Source organism: Noviluteimonas lactosilytica (assembly GCF_020866925.1).
Classification (GTDB): Bacteria; Pseudomonadota; Gammaproteobacteria; order Xanthomonadales; family Xanthomonadaceae; genus Noviluteimonas; species Noviluteimonas lactosilytica.
Genome location: NZ_JAJGAK010000002.1, coordinates 119316 through 135554 on the forward strand (window position 1 = coordinate 119316; position 16239 = coordinate 135554).

General features: G+C 67.2%; 20 protein-coding genes. 13 read left to right on the forward strand and 7 right to left on the reverse strand.

Annotation, left to right across the window (positions count from 1 at the left end):
* The first annotated feature begins 102 nt into the window (after nucleotides 1–102).
* Complete coding sequence (locus tag LK996_RS09745) at nucleotides 103–501, forward strand: low affinity iron permease family protein (RefSeq protein WP_230526989.1); 399 nt, start codon at nucleotides 103–105, stop codon at nucleotides 499–501.
* Here LK996_RS09745 and LK996_RS09750 read toward each other — a convergent pair.
* Nucleotides 498–1061 carry a cysteine hydrolase family protein gene (locus LK996_RS09750; protein ID WP_230526990.1) on the reverse strand — a complete coding sequence of 188 codons (564 nt, stop codon included), beginning with the start codon at nucleotides 1059–1061 and terminating at the stop codon, nucleotides 498–500. The two genes, LK996_RS09745 and LK996_RS09750, sit on opposite strands and share 4 nt — an antisense overlap.
* Before the next feature lie 194 nt (nucleotides 1062–1255).
* Here LK996_RS09750 and LK996_RS09755 point away from each other — a divergent pair, with 194 nt between their 5' ends.
* From LK996_RS09755 to LK996_RS09770, 4 genes are all read left to right on the forward strand, one after another.
* Nucleotides 1256–1801: a DUF4142 domain-containing protein gene (locus tag LK996_RS09755; protein WP_230526991.1), complete on the forward strand. Its 546-nt coding sequence runs from the start codon at nucleotides 1256–1258 to the stop codon at nucleotides 1799–1801.
* 8 nt (nucleotides 1802–1809) lie between these two features.
* Nucleotides 1810–2919 carry a PAS domain-containing sensor histidine kinase gene (locus tag LK996_RS09760; protein ID WP_230526992.1) on the forward strand — a complete coding sequence of 370 codons (1110 nt, stop codon included), beginning with the start codon at nucleotides 1810–1812 and terminating at the stop codon, nucleotides 2917–2919.
* Between the two features lie 114 nt (nucleotides 2920–3033).
* Nucleotides 3034–3555 carry a hemerythrin domain-containing protein gene (locus tag LK996_RS09765; protein WP_230526993.1) on the forward strand — a complete coding sequence of 174 codons (522 nt, stop codon included), beginning with the start codon at nucleotides 3034–3036 and terminating at the stop codon, nucleotides 3553–3555.
* Nucleotides 3556–3577: 22 nt separating this feature from the next.
* Entirely contained in the window at nucleotides 3578–4249 is a 672-nt protein-coding gene (locus tag LK996_RS09770; protein ID WP_230526994.1) for a DUF6766 family protein, read from the forward strand.
* A 31-nt stretch (nucleotides 4250–4280) separates the two neighbouring features.
* On the opposite strand, the gene LK996_RS09775 is transcribed toward LK996_RS09770, so the two are convergent.
* On the reverse strand, nucleotides 4281–4520 hold the full coding sequence (locus tag LK996_RS09775) for a hypothetical protein (protein ID WP_230526995.1): 240 nt from the start codon (nucleotides 4518–4520) through the stop codon (nucleotides 4281–4283).
* A gap of 226 nt (nucleotides 4521–4746) precedes the next feature.
* Between LK996_RS09775 and LK996_RS09780 the strand changes: the two genes are divergently transcribed.
* Together LK996_RS09780 and LK996_RS09785 are read left to right on the forward strand one after the other, a co-directional pair.
* Nucleotides 4747–4956: a hypothetical protein gene (locus LK996_RS09780; RefSeq protein WP_230526996.1), complete on the forward strand. Its 210-nt coding sequence runs from the start codon at nucleotides 4747–4749 to the stop codon at nucleotides 4954–4956.
* Between the two features lie 12 nt (nucleotides 4957–4968).
* On the forward strand, nucleotides 4969–5865 hold the full coding sequence (locus LK996_RS09785; protein WP_230526997.1) for an SDR family NAD(P)-dependent oxidoreductase: 897 nt from the start codon (nucleotides 4969–4971) through the stop codon (nucleotides 5863–5865).
* A gap of 16 nt (nucleotides 5866–5881) precedes the next feature.
* Here LK996_RS09785 and LK996_RS09790 read toward each other — a convergent pair whose 3' ends face one another.
* Complete coding sequence (locus LK996_RS09790) at nucleotides 5882–7906, reverse strand: catalase (protein WP_425493762.1); 2025 nt, start codon at nucleotides 7904–7906, stop codon at nucleotides 5882–5884.
* 563 nt (nucleotides 7907–8469) lie between these two features.
* On the opposite strand from LK996_RS09790, the gene LK996_RS09795 reads away from it, so the two are divergent.
* From LK996_RS09795 to LK996_RS09805, 3 genes are all read left to right on the forward strand, one after another.
* Nucleotides 8470–8874 carry a KGG domain-containing protein gene (locus tag LK996_RS09795; protein WP_425493739.1) on the forward strand — a complete coding sequence of 135 codons (405 nt, stop codon included), beginning with the start codon at nucleotides 8470–8472 and terminating at the stop codon, nucleotides 8872–8874.
* A 74-nt stretch (nucleotides 8875–8948) separates the two neighbouring features.
* Nucleotides 8949–10115 (forward strand): zinc-dependent alcohol dehydrogenase, encoded by a 1167-nt coding sequence (locus LK996_RS09800; protein ID WP_230526999.1) that lies wholly within the window; start codon nucleotides 8949–8951, stop codon nucleotides 10113–10115.
* Nucleotides 10116–10283: 168 nt separating this feature from the next.
* Nucleotides 10284–11045, forward strand: a complete 762-nt coding sequence (locus LK996_RS09805; protein WP_230527000.1) for a TerC family protein — start codon at nucleotides 10284–10286, stop codon at nucleotides 11043–11045.
* A gap of 3 nt (nucleotides 11046–11048) precedes the next feature.
* Here the strand turns inward: LK996_RS09805 and LK996_RS09810 are convergent, their stop codons facing one another.
* On the reverse strand, nucleotides 11049–11618 hold the full coding sequence (locus LK996_RS09810) for a hypothetical protein (RefSeq protein WP_230527001.1): 570 nt from the start codon (nucleotides 11616–11618) through the stop codon (nucleotides 11049–11051).
* A gap of 44 nt (nucleotides 11619–11662) precedes the next feature.
* On the opposite strand from LK996_RS09810, the gene LK996_RS09815 reads away from it, so the two are divergent.
* From LK996_RS09815 to LK996_RS09825, 3 genes are read left to right on the forward strand one after another with little or no spacing between them, the layout of a single operon-like run.
* Complete coding sequence (locus tag LK996_RS09815; RefSeq protein ID WP_230527002.1) at nucleotides 11663–12106, forward strand: GNAT family N-acetyltransferase; 444 nt, start codon at nucleotides 11663–11665, stop codon at nucleotides 12104–12106.
* Between the two features lie 49 nt (nucleotides 12107–12155).
* Nucleotides 12156–12545, forward strand: coding sequence for a hypothetical protein (locus LK996_RS09820; protein ID WP_230527003.1), 390 nt, complete (start codon nucleotides 12156–12158; stop codon nucleotides 12543–12545).
* A gap of 3 nt (nucleotides 12546–12548) precedes the next feature.
* The gene (locus tag LK996_RS09825) at nucleotides 12549–12827 is read left to right on the forward strand and encodes a hypothetical protein (RefSeq protein ID WP_230527004.1); all 279 of its coding nucleotides are present in this window, start codon (nucleotides 12549–12551) and stop codon (nucleotides 12825–12827) included.
* Nucleotides 12828–12889: 62 nt separating this feature from the next.
* On the opposite strand, the gene LK996_RS09830 is transcribed toward LK996_RS09825, so the two are convergent.
* The 3 genes from LK996_RS09830 to LK996_RS09840 form a co-directional block, all read right to left on the reverse strand.
* Entirely contained in the window at nucleotides 12890–13615 is a 726-nt protein-coding gene (locus LK996_RS09830) for a glycerophosphodiester phosphodiesterase (RefSeq protein ID WP_230527005.1), read from the reverse strand.
* A gap of 32 nt (nucleotides 13616–13647) precedes the next feature.
* The gene (locus LK996_RS09835) at nucleotides 13648–14031 is read right to left on the reverse strand and encodes a hypothetical protein (protein WP_230527006.1); all 384 of its coding nucleotides are present in this window, start codon (nucleotides 14029–14031) and stop codon (nucleotides 13648–13650) included.
* Between the two features lie 94 nt (nucleotides 14032–14125).
* Nucleotides 14126–16192, reverse strand: coding sequence for a TonB-dependent receptor family protein (locus LK996_RS09840; RefSeq protein WP_230527007.1), 2067 nt, complete (start codon nucleotides 16190–16192; stop codon nucleotides 14126–14128).
* Nucleotides 16193–16239 lie beyond the last annotated feature (47 nt).

Sequence of the window (16239 nt, forward strand, 5' to 3'; positions counted from 1 at the left end):
CCACGCGTGGTGACGCGACGCGCCTCATCGGGGAAAACCGTTCCGGATGCGCCGCATTCACCGCGCGAGCGACAGGATCGAAGTCCCCGCCCGAGGCTTCCCATGGCCGCCCACGCGAAATTGTTCACGCGCCTGTCCAAGCGTGCGGCGCGATTCACGGGATCGGCGACGTGCTTCGCCGTCGCATTCGGCATCGTCGTCGCCTGGGCGTTGACCGGGCCGCTGTTCGGCTTCGGCGAAACGTGGCAACTCGTCATCAATACCGGCACGACGATCATCACCTTCCTGATGGTCTTCCTCATCCAGAACACGCAGAACCGCGATACCGAGGCGATCCAGATCAAGCTCGACGAACTGCTGCGTTCGCATCGGCCGGCGAACAACGCACTGCTCGACCTGGAGGAACTCGAAGAGGAAGAGCTGGACGAGTTGCGCAAGTCGTACGAGGCGCTCGCGGAGAAGAGTCGGCAGCGACGCGGGCCCGCGCGGGGCGCGCGTTAGAGACGCAGGCGCGACGACGGCGTCGTGTCGACCTGGAACGACACGCGCATCACCCGCAACGCACCGGCGTTGCGCGGGGTGGTTTCCGCCTGCACGCAGTCCGACGGCACGATCGTGACGTACCCGTGCATGTGCGCGTCGATGGCCGACGCGAGCACGCAGGCATCCGTCGCGACGCCGCAGAGCACGACACGCGACACACCCAGCTGTGCGAGCAACATGCGAAGCGGCGTCTCGAAGAACACCGAATGGCGGGGCTTGAGCACGTAGTAGTCGGTGTCGTCGGGCCGCAACGCTTCGACGAGCGCCCTGCCCGGCCCCTGCGCGCACGCATCGACGAGTTCGCGGAAATCCATGTGCCACGCGCCGAAGTTGTCGTTCGCGTAGATCACCGGCAGCCCGCGCGACACGAACCGCGCTTTCAATCGCGCGATGCGGCGCGCCGCCGGGGTCGCGCGCTTCGCCAGCCGCGAACCCTCGGGGAAGTCCAGCGTATTCATCATGTCGATGATCACCAGCGCGGTGGTGCCAGCGCGCTTGCGCGTCGTCTTGCGTGCCATGCGACACAACCTCGTGGCCCGCGCGCCAACACGGCGTGAAGCGGCGACGCGTGCAATCGCGGTGACACTCGCCCGACCGGGCGGCTCGTCAGGGAACAAGTTTCCGCGCGACGCGATGCGCGTACGGCTGCTTTCGTGCGATGCCCACATGCGCCGCGTCACCGTGGACGCGTTCACTGCAAGGAGGAACGAACATGAACCGCGACATGCAATCCCTTTCGCTCGCCGCTGCGCTGGCGGCACTGTTGGCCGCGCCCGTCGTGACGGCATCGGAGACACCGGCCACCGCGGCAAGCGACGTGTCCGCCGACGCCGACGCGTTGTCGATCGTCGCCACCGTCGACAAGGACGAAATCGCCGCCGCAAAGCAGGCGCAGGGCAAGAAACTCGACGCAGGCGCGATGGACTACGCCCGCATGATGGAGCGCGACCACAAGTCGAATCTCGACGCAACGCGTGCATTGGCAAAACAGGGCGGCAAGGAGATGTCGGCCGACGCGAAGCAGGTGCACGACAAGAATGCCGCGACGCTCGCGAGGATCGGGAAGCTGGACGGCGCCGAGTACCAGGCGGCCTACGTCGACGCGATGGTGAAAGGCCACACGGAAGTCCTGGCCAAACTCGACAACGAGCTCATTCCCAACGCGAAGGACGCCGACGTCAAGGCGCACCTGCAGAAGACGCGGACCGCGGTGTCCACGCACCTCGACCACGCGAAGTCGTTGCAGGCCGCGCGCTGAGTCTCCAGGTGCACCCCGCCGACCGCGCGCGTCGCTTCTTCGACGATACGCCCGAACATGCCGCCTTGCTCCTTTCGGAGGACGGCACGATCGAATGGGCGAACCCCGCCGCAGCCGTGATCTTCAGCGATAACGGCCTGGTGGGTCGCCACGTGTCCGCATGCTTCGCGGAAGAAGATGTCGAAGCCGGCATTCCCGAGATGGAGCGAACGATCGCGCGCGCATCCGGCCTCATGGAAGACGATCGCTGGATGCGCCGCGCGGATGGCTCGCGCTTCTGGGCGGAGGGCGCCACGGTCGCGCTCAGGGACGGACGTGGCGGATTCGTGAAGCTGTTGCGCAATCGCACCACGCAGAAGATGGCGATGGAAACATTGCGCAACCAGTACGAGGAGCGCGCGCGTCATTCGCGCCACTGCGAGACCGCGATGGCGACGCTCGCGCACGAGTTGCGCAATCCGCTCGCCTCGATCAAGGCCTGTGGCCACCTCCTCGAACGCCTGCCGACGGGCGATGACCGCATCGCGGGCACGTACGCGATCCTGGGACGCAATGTCGGCGAGGCCACGCGCTTGCTCGAAGACCTGTTGGATGCGTCTCGCGGGGCGACCGGCAAGATGGGGGTGCACGTCGAGTCCATCGCCGTCGACGAAATGCTGCGCACGGCGATCCGTACCGCGCAGGAACGGGCGCGCACGCCGCGGCGCGTCGATCTGTTCCTGCCCGATGCGCCCGGGCGCATCGAAGCCGATCCGCTGCGGATGCAGCAGGTGTTCGTCAACCTGGTCGGCAATGCGTTGCGCTATACGCCGTCGAGCGGCCGGGTCTGGGTCACCGCGGTCGCGCTGGAGGACAACCTGCTCGTCAAGGTGCAGGACACCGGCATCGGCATGACGCCGGAAGTCCTCGTCGATGTGTTCCAGATGTTCAGCCAGGCCAGCGATGCGACATTCTCCGGTGGCCTGGGCATCGGGTTGGCCCTCGTGAAACAGATCGTCGAACTGCACGGAGGCAGCGTGCAGGCGCAAAGCGATGGTCTAGGCCACGGCAGCAAGTTCCTCGTCACCTTGCCGATCCGGCAACCATCCCCCGACGCCGCGCCGGCCGCGATCGGGTGATCCGCATTGCGCGATGACGGCGGGGTGACAGCGGCCGACCGGCGCGCCGCGCTTTACGCGACCTCCACCGCGGCGACGCCAACATCCGAGCAGCCCAACGAAGGAGTAGGCCCCATGGCACGCGACATCCTGGCAACGCTGAAGGACGAACACGAGAAGCTGCGCAAGTTGTTCGAGGAAATGAAGTCGACCACCGACCGCGCGGTGAAGACGCGCGCGGACCTGCTCGAGGAAATCGAAGCGAACCTCATCCCGCACGCGAAGTGGGAAGAGAAGGTGTTCTACCCCGCCTTCAAGGAACGCGCCGACCGCGACGGACTGCAGACGCACGCCGAAGCGCTCGCCGAACACCACGCGGTCGAGCAGACCGTGATCCCCGAAGTCCATGCCGCCGAACCGGGCACGCCCGATTTCGCGGGCCGCACCAAGGTCTTCGGTGAGTTCATCGACCACCACGCGAAGGAAGAAGAGAAGACGATGTTCAAGATGGCGCGCGAGATGTTCAGCGCCGAGGAACGCGCGCAGATGGACGAGGAGTACGAGCAGTGGAAGGCCTCCCCGGACGCCGAACGCATGGTGCAGGCGGAGAAGGCGAAGGCGGTCGCGAAGAGCAGCGCCGGCGCCATGCGCCAGTAAGCTTCCCGAGGAACAGGTCGCCATGGCGCGTACCAACGAGCACCCGTTCCGACGATTCCTCAGGCACAACGCACTCTCGCTCGTCGCCCTCGCGCTGGTGCTGGTCTCGCTCGCGGGCCAGCTCCTCGCGGGGCATCGCGTCTACAACGCAGAGCGTCTGGAACTCGGTCTGCTGCCATTGACCATGGGTGCGTACCTCACGAGCGGCCACGCGATGTCCGCGACGTTCGAGAACTGGGAAAGCGAGTTCCTGCAGATGGGCATGTTCGTGATGCTTACCGTCGTGCTGCGGCAGAAGGGCTCCGCCGAATCCCGGCCGATGTCGAAATCCCAGGAAGATCCGCGCATCGAGCGTGGGCCGAAGCCGTGGCCCGTGCGCGCGGGCGGGATCTGGAAGGCGCTCTACGCGCATTCGCTCGCCGCCGCGTTCTTTGCGATGTTCTTCGTTTCCTTCGCGTTGCATGCCGACGGCAGTTGGCGTCGCGACGCCATCGAACGCGTCGCGCGCCACGAACCCACGATCGGACTGCTCGCCTACCTGCAGAGTGCGGACTTCTGGTTCGAGTCCTTCCAGAACTGGCAGAGCGAATTCCTCGCGGTGCTGTCGCTCGTGGTGCTGAGCATCTGGTTGCGGCAGAAGGATTCGCCGCAATCGAAACCGCTCGAGGCGCCGCACTCGCAGACAGGCACCTGACCGCTTGCCGCGGTCGCGGTCTGCCCGGCGCCTACTGGGCAGGCCGCCGCGCGTGGGCCAGGGCCCAGCGTTCGACCGTGGCCGCCGCCAACTCGGGGGAGTCCGCGCGTTGCGTGGTCCATCCTTCGCGCGCATTGCTCGCAGGATGCGACAGGTAGCAGATGTCACCCAGCACACTCACGATGCCGACCGGCCGACCGTGCGCGAGCAACCACTCTTCCTTTCCCCAGGTGGAGCCATGGCGGCGCCACACGAATCCTTCCGGCAACATCGTTGTTCTCCGCGTCTGATTCCGGCGGCATTGGAACGTGTGCCGCGTGTAGGAAACGCGTCGATGCGATGCGCGTGGCTGACTGATTCAGGTGTAGTCCGACGTGGCGCGGCAGGACTCATGCGCGCAAGTTTTTCCGCTTCCATCAACGGCCGCTCACGCAGCATCGATTCGTCGAATCGCACATTCGCCACACCGACAAACCGTCGGTGTTCGCCCCGCACGCATGGATACAGACACGCTCGCATGCCAGGACCTGCTTCGGCAGTGCACCCAGGTCGCGTCATTCACCCTCGCGCTCCACCGCGTTGCCTGCATGTACGCGTGGCGCGACCTGGAGCCGTACGCCGAAGAAGCGTGGTACCAGATCTCGGCGGCGCGCGGCCCGATGTGGGTGGAAATCCGCGAGTTCGTGCGCGAAGCCTGGATCGACTGAAGGAGGAAGCGCATGACATTGCACAGCTCGCTCGCCGACAAGACCATCGTCATCACCGGCGCCTCGAGCGGCATCGGCCGCGGTGTCGCGCTGGCGCTGGCGGAACTGGGCGCGAACGTGGTGGTCGCGGCACGCCGTGCCGAAGCCCTGCGTGATCTCGCGGAAGAGTGCGGGCCCAACGCAATGGCGGTGACCACCGACGTCGCCGACCCGAACGACGTGGAGAACCTGCGTGAGGCTGCGCTCTCGCGCTTCCCGGGCATCGACACGTGGATCAACAACGCGGGCGTCGCGGCCATCGGCCCCTTCGACGAGATCCCGCTGCGCGACCATGCACGCGTGATAGAAACCAACCTCGTCGGAACGATCAACGGCGCGCACGTCGCGCTCGACCATTTCCGCACGAGAGGCACCGGGACGCTGATCAACGTCGCGTCGATGCTCGGCACGACGCCCGCTCCCTATTACGCGACGTACTGCGCTTCGAAATACGGGATCGTCGGCCTCTCCGCGTCGCTGCGGCAGGAACTGCGGGCACGCGGCGACCACGCGATCCGCATCTGCACGGTCATGCCGATGGCCGCCGACACGACGTTCTACGACCACGCCGCGAACTACAGCGGCCACGAGTTGTTGCCCTACCCCGTGCTGCAAGCCGAACTCGTGGTGGCGGCGATCGTGCATGCGGTGGCGAATCCACGCGATGAAGTCACCGTCGGACTGCCTGCGACGATGGCGACGCTGAGCCAGCGCGTCGCGCCCTGGCTCACCGAAAGCATCACGTCGATGGCGACGCACGAATTGCAGATGAACCGCGCGCCGCTGGCCCCCGTCACGGAAGGCAACCTCCACGCGCCGGTGATGATCGGCACGGGACTGGTCGGCAGCCTGCGCGGTCGGATGCAGTAACCAAGCACCACCCCGCTCAAACGCGGGGTGGATCCGTTTCGCGCGCCCAATGGCGTCGACCGGCGACCGCGATGTAGCTCGCGATCGCGCGCCGCGCATCGTCGCCGAACACGATGCCCGGGTCCGCGCTGCCGTCGGGCAGCGTCGCGTCGATGCCGGCGGCCTCGAGCATCGCATCGCCATCGCCGAACACCAGCAACGCCTTGCAATGGCGGTACTGCTCCTTCAGGTAATCCAGCACGCGTGCATCCTGGCGCAACGCGGCCATGTTGCCGTCGCCGCCGGGGACGATGATGCCGTCGAACAGCACGCCCGGTTCGTTTTCGAGCGACGCATCCGCATCCAGTTCGCCGCCTTCGGCAGTCGCGCACACGCCGATGCGCACGCCCATCAAGCGCGGCACCGCGCCCGCATCGAGCAGCGCGCCCTGCACCGCTTCCACCGTCGCGCCATCCACGCCATCGGCGACGAGGATCGCGAATCGGCGCGTCCGCACGCCCGGGTCGCCGGGGCGCGCCAACATCGACAGTGCTTCGGACGTACGCACTTCGGGTTTCGGCACGCGCGCGATCGCGCGGGGCATCGGCTCCGGCACCTCCATGCCCAATCCGTCGGCCACCTGCGCAGCGAGATCGGCCGACACATTCGCCAATCCTGCCAGCATGCGCGCGCGCACGGCCGGCACCGTCACCTTGCTCAGCTCGAATCGGAACGCGCCTGCGATGTGCGCCTGCTCCTCGGGTGACTGGCTGTCGTAGAACAACGTCGCCTGGTTGTAGTGCTCCGCGAATTTCTCCGGATGCCCACGCAATTCATCTTGCGCAACCGGCTCGGGAAACGACACGAATCCTGCAGCGCCCGCCTGGAACGGACACCCGCCGCCGAGACTGTTGGGTTCGTACGCAACGCGCCCGCGATGCACGGCCTGGCGATGCGCCCCGTCGCGCTGGTTGTTGTGCACGGGACACACCGGCGCGTTGATCGGAATCTCGTGGAAGTTCGGCCCGCCCAGTCGCGTGATCTGCGTGTCGACGTACGAATGGATGCGACCGGCCAGGAGCGGATCGTTGGTGAAGTCGATGCCGGGCACCACGTGCGCCGTGCAGAAGGCGACCTGCTCGGTTTCGGCGAAGAAGTTGTCGGGATTGCGGTTGAGCACCATGCGACCGACCGGCTGCACCGGCACCAGCTCTTCCGGAATGATCTTGGTGGAATCGAGGACGTCGAAGGAGAAGCGATCGGCGTCCTCTTCGGTGAAGACCTGCAGGCCAAGCTCCCATTCCGGGTACTCGCCCGCCTCGATCGCTTCCCACAGGTCGCGTCGGTGGAAGTCCGGATCCGGCCCGGCGATCTTGACCGCTTCTTCCCACGCGAGCGCATGCGTGCCCAGCTTCGGCGTCCAGTGGAATTTCACGAGGCGCGATTCGCCCTGCGCATTCACGAAGCGGAACGTGTGCACGCCGAATCCCTGCATCATGCGGAACGAACGCGGGATGGCGCGATCGGACATCAGCCACATCAGCATGTGCGTGCTTTCCGGCATCAGCGACACGAAATCCCAGAACGTATCGTGCGCGGATGCGGCCTGCGGCATCTGGTGGTGCGGTTCGGGCTTCACCGCATGCACGAGGTCGGGGAACTTCATCGCATCCTGGATGAAGAACACCGGCATGTTGTTGCCCACGAGGTCCCAGTTGCCTTCGTCCGTATAGAACTTCACCGCGAAGCCGCGCACGTCGCGCGCGGTGTCCTTCGAGCCACGCTCGCCCTGCACGGTGGAGAAACGCACGAACACCGGCGTGACCTTGCCTTTCGCCTGGAACGGGGCGGCGCGCGTCAGGTTCGTCAACGGTGCGTAGCATTCGAAGAAACCGTGCGCGCCGCTGCCGCGCGCATGCACGACCCGCTCGGGGATGCGCTCGTGGTCGAAGTGCGTGATCTTCTCGCGCAGGATGAAGTCCTTGAGCAACGCCGGACCGCGCAACCCGGCCTTCAGCGAGTGCTGGTTGTCGGAAACCGGCACGCCCTGGTTGGTCGTCATGCGCCGCGCGGTGGCATCGGTTCGCACGGGATCGAGCGGTCCGACCGCGACGGGCTCGCCTGCCGCGGCGCGGGTGCCGAGCTTGTCGGATTCGTTCATCTCGCTGAGCGTGCTCGCGCCGACGTCGTCGCTGGGCGCCTCGACGCCCTCGCCTTCCAGCGGCGCGTGCGCGTTGTCGTAGCCGTATTCAAATCGCTTGTTGGCGTTGAAGGGCATCGCCTCAGCCGTGGCATCGACGTCGGCGGCACGCTCGGCGATGCGATCGCCCGTACCCTTGGGCACGCCGCGCGCGCTTGCGCTGTCGGTATTGCGGGCCGCGGCGCGTCCGCCGGTGCGCGAGGTGGAGGTGGATTGCGGTTTCTTGCGGCTGGCCATGCGCGTGCTCCTCGATGAATCGACACAACGTACGAAGCGCGTCGTGATCCACGCATGAGAGCGACGCGCATGGGGAAATCCTTTCACTGATGTGCCGCGACGCCACGGCCGCCTTGTCGCGACATTGATTGCACGCATCGCACGCTGCTTTCGTCGAAATCGCTCGACACATGCAAGCGGAGCAGCACATGGCACGGCAAGACCAACAACAGGGACGCGACCAGGGCGGTCGCGAACAGGGCGGGAACGCCCGTGGATTCGCATCGATGGACGACGACAAGCAGCGCGCGATCGCCGCCGAAGGCGGGCGCGCGGCGCATGCGCAAGGCACGGCGCATGAATTCGATTCGGAGGAAGCGCGCGAGGCCGGACGCAAGGGCGGACAGTCGCGCGGCAGTCAGTCGGGTGGACAGTCCAGCGATCGCGACATGCAAGGCGGCGACATGCAGGCCGGCGGCCGCGACAACGAAAGCGACAGCGACAACCGCAGCCAGCAGGCGCAGGGTCGCGAACGCGACGAACAGGGCCAATTCACCAGCGACGACGAGCGCGGCCGCGGCGGGCGTTCCAACCAGGGCAACAGCACGATCTGACGTCGAGGGACTGGCGGGGACGCTGCGGCGCCGAAGGGCGGCGTCCCCCGGCACAAGCACAAGGAAGACACGCGATGAAGGCACTCACCTACCAGGGCGCGCACGACGTGCGTGTCGAAACCGTCCCCGACCCCACGCTCGAAGCAGACGACGACATCCTGTTGCGCGTCACCGCCACGGCGATCTGCGGCTCCGACCTCCACCTGTATCGCGGCAAGGTGCCGGGCATGAAGGATGGCGACATCCTCGGCCATGAGTTCATGGGCGTCGTCGAAGACGTCGGGCGCGGTGTGACGAAGTTGCGCAAGGGCGATCGCGTCGTCGTTCCGTTCACCATTTCCTGCGGCGATTGCTTCTTCTGCGAACGATCGCTGTACGCCGCGTGCGAGACCACCAACCCCGGCCGCGGTGCGATCCTCAACAAGAAGGAGATCCGCCCGGGCGCGGGCATGTTCGGTTACACGCACCTGTACGGCGGTTACTCGGGTGGCCAGGCCGAATTCGTGCGCGTGCCGAAAGGCAACGTCGGCCCGTTGAAGATCCCGGACGGCGTGGAGGACGAGCAGGTGTTGTTCCTGTCGGACATCCTGCCGACCGGCTACCAGGCGGTGCTCAACGCCGGCGTCGTGGAGGGATCGACCGTCGCCATCTTCGGCGCGGGACCCGTCGGCATGATGGCCGTCGCGTGCGCGCGTATGCAGGGCGCCGAGCGCATCTTCCTCATCGACCACCACGACTATCGGCTTGCCTTCGCGCGCGATGCGTGGGGGGTGGAGACGATCAACTTCGATATCGACGAGGATCCCGCGGAACTGATCGTCGAGCGCATGGACTATCGCGGCGTGGATGCGTCGATCGATGCGGTCGGCTTCGAGGCCAAGGGCAGCACCGTCGAGACCACGATGGCCAACCTCAAGCTCGAAGGCGGCAGCGGCAAATCGCTGCGCCAGTGCATCGCGGCGACGCGGCGCGGGGGCACGGTGAGCGTGCCCGGCGTGTACTCGGGCTTCCTGCACGGCTTCCTGTTCGGCGATGCATTCGACAAGGGGCTCGCCTTCCGCATGGGGCAGACGCACGTGCAGCAGCACATGCCCGCCCTCCTCGACCACATCATGGCGGGCGATCTCGCGCCGAACATGATCATCACGCACCGCATGCCGCTGACGGAAGCGGCGGACGGGTATCGCATCTTCGACAAGAAGGAAGAGGATTGCCGGAAGGTCGTGTTGCGGCCGCATTGACGTCGAGAGCTTGTCGCACTCTGAATCTGCCGTATCTGAATCTGCCGTATCTGAATCTGCCGCATCTGAATCGGGCCGCGTCTGAATCGGGACGCGGTTTCCCCGTGATGCAACCTGCCCTTACCACGGGCATGAGAGGATGCGGGTCCATTCCCCCCGCAGTCGCCCATGGATCTTGCCAACCCCGAAATCTGGATCGCGCTGGCGACCCTGACCGCGCTCGAGCTCGTGCTCGGCATCGACAACATCATTTTCATCTCGATCCTCGCCGGCAAGTTGCCGCCGGAACAGCGCAACAAGGCGCGCAGGATCGGCATCGCGGCGGCGGCCGGCACGCGCCTGCTCCTGCTGATGCTCATGGCGTGGATCGCGGGGCTGACCGCGCCGCTGTTCTCCGTGTTCGACCACGCGTTCTCGTGGCGCGACCTGATCCTGGTCGGCGGCGGCCTGTTCCTGATCGGCAAGGCGACGCACGAGCTCCACCAGAAACTCGAAGGCGCGAGCGCACCGGCCGGCGGCGTCGCGGCCGCGACGGCGACGATGGGCGCGGTGATCGCGCAGATCATGGTGCTCGACATCGTGTTCTCGCTCGACTCGATCATCACCGCGGTGGGCATGGTCGACGAACGCTGGGTGATGGTCGCGGCGATCGTCATCTCGATCGTCTTCATGCTCGCCTTCGCGCGCCCGCTAGGCGAGTTCGTCGAACGCCACCCGACGGTGAAGGTGCTCGCCCTGAGCTTCCTGATCATGATCGGCCTGGTGCTGATCGCCGACGGCTTCGGCCAGCACATCCCGAAGGGCTACATCTACGCGGCGATGGCGTTCTCGGTGTTCGTCGAGCTGATCAACCTCGCGATCCGCGGGCGCCAGCGCAGGGCCGCGGAGAGGCAGGTGTCCCAGCGGCTCGTCGAGGAACCCGCGGAGTAAGGCTCAGCGCATCTCGGCGAGCCACCACTCGCCGGCGATGCGGCGGAACGCATACGTTCCGCGAGGGTGCGAGGGGGCCACGCCCCCTTCACCCCCGGCGCCCCGCACCAACACGAGCGCGCGCCGCGTGCCGGTACCGCCGCCATACGGCCGACCGAGCCACAACCACGGTTGCCCCGCGATCGGTTCGCGCACGGTGTCGATCAGGAAATGGCCCGCGCGATGGCGTGGCGTGTCGTACGGCAGCGATGCGCTCGCGCGCAATGCCGCGTCGCTGAAACGCACCTTCGCGCGCAGGCCGAGGTCCGTTCGCTCATACATCCACGCAACGCAGACGACGGCGATCAGCGCGACGAACCACGCGAATGCGCGCTCACCGCGATCGCGCCAACGCCGCCACGCGAGGCCCGCTTCCACCAGCGCCCATGCGAGCAACACGAACCATCCGTAGTACAGCGCGTCGAACAACCACAGCCGCGGCGCCAACGACGGCGCCCACGGCGTGAACACGGACATCGCCCACCACCAGGCGATGGCGGCGACGATCAGTGCGATGCGGCGAAACGATGTCACTGCGCGCGGCCCCTCGTCGTCCCCGTTCGCCCTATAGTGACGCAATGACCCAAGCCGTGGTCGTTCCCTTCGACGCAGCGCACGCGCCTTCCCTCGCGCGGCTCTACCTCGCCGCGCGCAAGGCGACCTTCCACTGGGCGCCGCCCGGTCGCTTCGCGCTGCACGACTTCGAAGCCGACACCGACGGAGAAGTCATCGACGTCGCGCTGCACGACGGCGAGCCCGTCGGCTTCGTCAGCGTGTGGATGCCCGCCCATTTCATCCACCATCTCTATGTCGACGCTGCTTACCAGGGGCTCGGCGTCGGCACGCAACTGCTCGAGCGCGCCCTGCAGCGCATCGGTCGCCCCGCCGGCCTCAAGTGCGTCGAGCGCAACGCGCGTGCGCTGGCTTTCTATCGTGCGAAGGGCTGGCGGTTCGTCGCGCATGGCGAAGACGACCTCGGGCGCCACCACCTCCTCGCCTTCGACGCGGTCACGCCGCCTTAACCCGCGCTGCCCTCCGATAGCCTCCCGGCATCCGCATGGGCAGGCGGTCATGGACAGGTCTTCTTCGCGGCTCCGCGCGTTGTTGTTCGCGTGCGTCCTCCTCGTGTCGTTGCCGCTCGCCGCGGCCGACGAATCCAACAAGTGGCGCCTGCAATTCAGCGGCGACGCCGACACCGACGGTGAGATCGAGTTGATCCTGCAACCGAAGGACGGCCAGGGCGAACACGTCGTCGTGACGATCCCGAAGGGCACCGGCGAAAACCGCGCGGCGAAGCTCGTCGTGGGCGCGATCCGCGCGAAGTTCGGCGACGCGCACATCCACGCCGAAGTCGACGACGGCGAGGACGTGCTGATCAAGTCGAAGCGCGGCACGCCCGATTTCAACGTCGTCATCGAGCGCAACACGACCGGGCTGCGCATCCGGCCAGACAAGGAGTAAACCTTGTCGCACGACCCCACCGACACCGGCACCAGCCAGGCCCTGCTCGACCGCCTGGTGCACACGCGCCTGCCGCGCACGCTCGAACTCAAGGAACGCGTCGACGCGGGCGAGCGCCTGACCGATCCGGACCTCGAGTTCCTGAAGGACCTGCTCGACGACGCGCAACTCAGCCAGCAGTTCATCGCGCGCCACCCGGAGTTGCACAGCCTCGCGGGACGGCTGGTGCAGTTGTACGAGGACATCGTGAAGAAGGCGGTCGAGAACGAGTCGAAGGGCTGAAGGGCTAAAAACAGGGGTCAGAGCACCATTTCGCGAAATGGTGCTCTGACCCCTGTTTTTGCTCACCGCGCCAGCGCGATTGGATCGTCCGAAAACAGGCCGCATGCGCCGAGTCGCAACACGCGGTCGCGGTCCGCGGGTGTATTCACCGTCCACGCGACGATCCTGAAGCCCGCCTCGCGCCACGCTGCGTACACCGCGTCCGGTGCGCGTCGATCGAGGCCGACCCAGCGCACGCCGGCATCGCGCGCCTCGTGGATCGCGTCGCTGCGCGCAGTGAGGAAGATCGCGGGATACCCCGCCGCAACCGCGGGCAACAGGTCGTCCAGCGCGAACGCCTGCACGAGGGCTTCGCGTGTCGGAATGCCGGCATCGCGCAACGCGTCGACGAGGGCAGCGCCGCTTCCTGGCGCCTTCGCCTCCGGCACGAACAACGCGCGCCCGCGGAACTCGGCGAGCACGTCCGCGAACAATGGCGGCGCGATGTCGTGACCGAACGCCGGATGCGCGCGCACGTCGACACGCAACCTGCGGAAAGCATCGACGTCCATCGCGTCGACTGCGCCTTGCGACGTCGTCGTGCGATCCACCGTCGCGTCATGCATCACCACGAGCGTGCCGTCGGCCAGCACGCGCACATCCTGTTCGAGCGCGCGCAATCCGGAAGCCCACGCTGCGCGATAGGCCTCGAGCGTGTTCTCGGGCGCCAATGCCGCCGCGCCGCGGTGCGCGATCCACAGCGGCGACTGCGGGGTTGCGGCATCGAGCGACGGCAGCGGGATTTCCATCGGGGCAGCGTAACCCCGCGCATGCCGCGTCGCTAGAACGGGTCGGCGAACGCCTCCGCCATCGCCACTTCCGCCGCGCGGTCGATCAGGCCGAGCAGTTCGCCGCGCCGCGCGCCATACCACGCGAAGAACATCGCCTTCGTCGTGACTTCCTGGTGCGCTTCGCGCAGCGGCGCCAGGCAATCGGCGGCGCGCGCTTCGCCGATCTGCGCGCAGCCGATGGCGATGCGATCGGCCAGGCGCCGCACGTCCTGCCATGCGCCGCGCGCCGCGGCGTGTTCCATCGCGAGGACGTCGCGCACCGTCGCGCGATGGAAGGCCGCCACGATGCGCCGCAGGCGCGATGCGTCGTGGTCGAGCCAGCGTGCGAGATCGGTGAAGGTGTCGTCTTCGTGCAGCGTCGCGGGATCGGCCATGCGCCGCACGTTACGCAGCGCGCCGCGCGTCGCGGAAGAGGCAAAACTCCACCGTGCGCGCGGCGCGATCCCGTTCGCGGACGACGCGCGGACGTCAGAGCCGCAGTTCGACGCCCGCGAACACGCCACGCCCGTCGCCGGGCAGCAGGTGTCGTCCATCGACGCCGCCTGCATCCGCCACCACGTTGGTGCTCGCGATCCAGCGCTTGTCGAACACGTTGCGCAGGTCCGCGAACCACGACCACCGACCCGCCACTTCGCCACCGACGCGCAGGTTCCAGACCGTCGCTCCCTTGGCCTGCAAGGTGTTGGCGTGGTCGATCCACGTCGCGTCGTTCCACTCCACGCCGGGCACGATGTGCAGGTGCTGCATCGGCGAGAAGCGCAGTTCCGCGCGTACCTGCTGGCGCGGCACGCCGGCGAGGTCGTTGTCGCCGAACACCGCGTCGCCGTCGAAGCGGAAATCGTTGAACAAGTACTGCACGCTGGTGCGCCATTGCGACGACCAGTCCCACGCAGCGCCCAGCTCCACCCCTTGGTGCACCGTGCGATCGGCGTTGGTGGTGCCGAGCGGATTGCCGTTCGCATCGTTGAGCGCGAGCAGCTCGCCGTCGATGCGCGCATGGTAGAGCGCGGCGTCGACCCAGCCCTTCGCGTGCTGCACGCGCGTGCCGACTTCGAACGTCGTGCCTTCCTGCATGTCGACCTGGGTGACGCCCGGCCCGCCGGTGAGCTCGCCGAAACTCGGCGGCTCCAGGCTCCGGCTGACGTTGGCGAACACCTGCGCGCCCTCGCCCACCTGCATGCGCACGCCGAGCTTGGGGCTGATGCCCGTGTAGGTCTTCTCGAAACTCTCGTCGCGCCCGCCGGTGATCAACCGGTCGTACGAACGACGCACCGAATGCAGGCCCTGCGCACCGACCGCGAGCGTCCAGCGTGCATCGAGTGCGACCTGCTGTTCAAGATACGCGACGCTGTCGCGCGCATGCTGGTCGAAGGCATTCGTCGGTGCGCCGGATTCGCCGCCGACGTTGATGAAGCGATCGTCGTCGATCGAACCATTGGTCGTGCGCACGCCCGCGATCAGCACCGCCGCATGGCCGCTCCAATCCGATTCGTGGCGCCAGCGCAGATCCGCGCCGATGTCGCGCGATTCCTGTTCGAGCACCTGGAAGATCGGATGGTGCAGTTCCTTGTCCGACACCGACAGCGACAACGCGACCTGGTCGTTCGCATTCGGCGACCACGCCAGGCGCCCAGCCAGACGCGAGAGCACGAAGTCGCGGCGCTGGTCGCCCGCGACGTTGCCCGGCGCGGCCTGCGTCGGATCCCGTTCGTATTCGGCGAATGTGAGGTTGCCCGGCAACTGCGAGCGCGTGTCGACCTTGGTGAAGTACACGCGCCCATCGAGCGATTCGTCGAAACGGAACCCCGCGTTGCCGAACAGCCGATAGGTTTCCTGCACGGCGTGGTCGCGATAGCCGTCCTGCGAGGTGCCCGTGACCGTCGCATACACGTCGCCGCGTCCGCTCACGTCGGCCACCGCGATCTGTCCGCGGCGGAAGTCGAACGCGCCGGCTTCGACGCGTCCCGTGAACGCGGGGGCGTCGTAGCCGGTCGGCGAGACGAAGTCGATCGCGCCGCCGAGCGACGCGGCGCCGTATTCGAGCGCATTCGCACCGCGATACACCGTGATGTAGCGCGCGGCGAGCGGCTCGATGGCCTGCATGTCGAACGCACCGTCGGCGAGGTTCAGCGGGACGCCGTCCTGCAACACGACCAGGCCGCGACCGTGGAAGGTGCGCTGCAAGCCGGAACCACGGATCGAGATGCGCGCCTCGTCCGCGCCGAAGCGCGGTTGCACGAACACGCCCGGCGCGAAACCGAGCGCATCGACGAGCGTCCCCGCGCGGCGATCGCGATACGACTCGCCATCGATGACGGCGGTGGCGCCGGTGCGTTCGTTCGCCTTGCGGCGTGCGTTGGACAGATCGTCGACGGTGCGGATCGGGCGCGTGCCCTGCACGGTCACCGTGTCGAGTTGTTCGGGGTTCTGCGGATCGCTCGCGAACGTCGGCGCGCAGGCGAGCAACAGCGTCGACGCCACGCAGGCGACGCAACGCGGCGTCGCCGCGCGCGGCGCGGAAAACTGGGAAGACATTGGAAACTCCTGACGATGGAGAAGGTCGCGCGCACGCAGGCGCGGAC